Here is a 1,873-nt window from a genome sequence, read left to right on the forward strand (position 1 = left end):
GGGCGTGGATCAGCTCCTCCTTGCCGGCGAAATGGCGGTAGATCGTGCCGACGGGGATGCCGGCGCGTTTGGCGAGGCTCGCCATGGAAGCGCCGTGGAAACCTTCCTCGCTGAAGAGGCCGAGGGCCGCCTCAAGGATGCGGCGGCGCTTGGGGTCTTCGGCGGGACCGGGTCCGGAATGAACGTTCATTCCGGACCAGATAGGGCGGCCGGCGGTGCGGCGCAAGGGGCGGGCGCCGATTTTCTGTTGGGCGGCGGTGCGGGGCCTTGTAAGCAATCGGGCAAGGATGAGCGGCGGGGAGTGCGGGCGAATGACGACGTTGAAGCCGGTGATGGGCGTGGACGAGCTCGAGGCCTTTATGGCGCGCGAGTTCCCGCAGATGCGGATGGGGGCCGATACGACGCGGATCGAGGCCGTGGGGCCAGGGACGGCGCGGCTCAGGCTCGGCTTCACGGAACGCAATCTCAGGCCCGGCGGGACGATCTCGGGGCCGGCCATGATGGCGCTGGCCGATTACGCGATGTATGCGGCGGTGCTGGCGCATATCGGGCCGGTGGCGCTTGCCGTCACCACCAATCTCTCGATCAACTTCCTCAGGAAGCCCGAAGCCGCCGACATTATCGGCGAGGCGCGGCTCCTGAAGCTCGGCCGCGCGCTGGCGGTCGGCGAGATCGTTATGTGGCAAGAGGGACCGGGCGAGGCCGCGCCTGTCGCCCATGCGGTGTCGACTTATTCGATTCCGCCGAAGTGATGGAGGGGCGATTGTGGGGTATTATAATACCCCATTGACAAAAGCCAGTTATTTCAAGGTTTTTCGGGCGCGGGCGGCGCTGGATGTTGTTGACAGGCCCCGGGGGATCGCCTAGAAGCAGCGCCGAACCGGGGTGGCGCATCGCCGCCCCTCTTTGATTTGCAGGATGTTTCGCAATGAAGACCTATTCCGCGAAAGCCTCGGAGATCGAGAAGAAGTGGATCGTGATCGATGCCGAAGGCATCGTGCTCGGCCGTCTTGCGTCCTATGTCGCGAATGTTCTGCGCGGCAAGACCAAGGTGACCTACACGCCTCATCTCGACTGCGGCGACAACGTGATCATCGTCAATGCGGCGAAGGTCGCCCTCACCGGCGCCAAATACGACGACAAGCGCTACTACCGCCACACCGGCCATCCCGGCGGCATCAAGGAAACGAGCCCGAAGCGCATCCTCGAAGGGCGCTTTCCGGAGCGCGTGCTGGAGCTCGCCGTCAAGCGGATGATCCCGCGCGGGCCCCTGGGCCGCAAGCAGCTCGGCAATCTCCACATTTATGGCGGCGCCGAACATCCGCATGAGGCGCAGCAGCCGCAAAAGATCGACTTCGCGGCGCGCAACCGCAAGAACGTCAGGATCGCATGACCATGTCCGAAACAACCACGCTTGAAGGCCTGAAAGAAGCGATCGCACCGGCGGCGGAAGCCGCGCCTGTCGCGCCGAAGCTCGACAAGTTCGGCCGCGCCTATGCGACCGGCAAGCGCAAGAACGCCGTTGCCCGCGTCTGGATCAAACCGGGCTCGGGACGCATCAGCATCAATGGCCGCGCGCTCGAAACTTATTTCGCGCGTCCCGTTCTGCGCATGATCCTCAACCAACCGCTGGTGATAGCCGCGCGCGAGAAGCAGTACGACATCACCGCGACGGTGGTGGGCGGCGGCCTTTCAGGCCAGGCGGGCGCCATCCGTCACGGCATTTCGCGGGCGCTGACCTATTTCGAGCCCGACCTGCGCGGCGTGCTCAAGAAGGAAGGCTTCCTGACACGCGACAGCCGCGTTGTCGAACGCAAGAAATACGGCAAGGCGAAAGCCCGCCGCAGCTTCCAGTTCTCGAAGCGCTGATCCC

At 64.7% G+C, this 1,873-nt stretch carries 4 protein-coding genes; 3 read left to right on the forward strand and 1 reads right to left on the reverse strand.

All coding sequences use genetic code 11. From position 1 onward, the window contains the following. The coding region (locus tag WEB61_RS13685) for a TetR/AcrR family transcriptional regulator (protein WP_368064895.1) at positions 1-190 on the reverse strand (190 nt) is incomplete at its 3' end. Between the two features lie 121 nt (positions 191-311). Between WEB61_RS13685 and WEB61_RS13690 the strand changes: the two genes are divergently transcribed. From WEB61_RS13690 to rpsI, 3 genes are all read left to right on the forward strand, one after another. Continuing rightward, on the forward strand, positions 312-752 hold the full coding sequence (locus WEB61_RS13690) for a PaaI family thioesterase (RefSeq protein WP_368064896.1): 441 nt from the start codon (positions 312-314) through the stop codon (positions 750-752). Positions 753-928: 176 nt separating this feature from the next. Next, positions 929-1,393 (forward strand): 50S ribosomal protein L13, encoded by a 465-nt coding sequence (gene rplM / locus WEB61_RS13695; RefSeq protein ID WP_368064897.1) that lies wholly within the window; start codon positions 929-931, stop codon positions 1,391-1,393. Between the two features lie 2 nt (positions 1,394-1,395). After that, the gene (rpsI, locus tag WEB61_RS13700; RefSeq protein WP_368064898.1) at positions 1,396-1,869 is read left to right on the forward strand and encodes a 30S ribosomal protein S9; all 474 of its coding nucleotides are present in this window, start codon (positions 1,396-1,398) and stop codon (positions 1,867-1,869) included. Positions 1,870-1,873: the final 4 nt, after the last annotated feature.

It is taken from the genome of Parvibaculum sp. (assembly GCF_040882025.1).
Lineage (GTDB): Bacteria > Pseudomonadota > Alphaproteobacteria > Parvibaculales > Parvibaculaceae > Parvibaculum.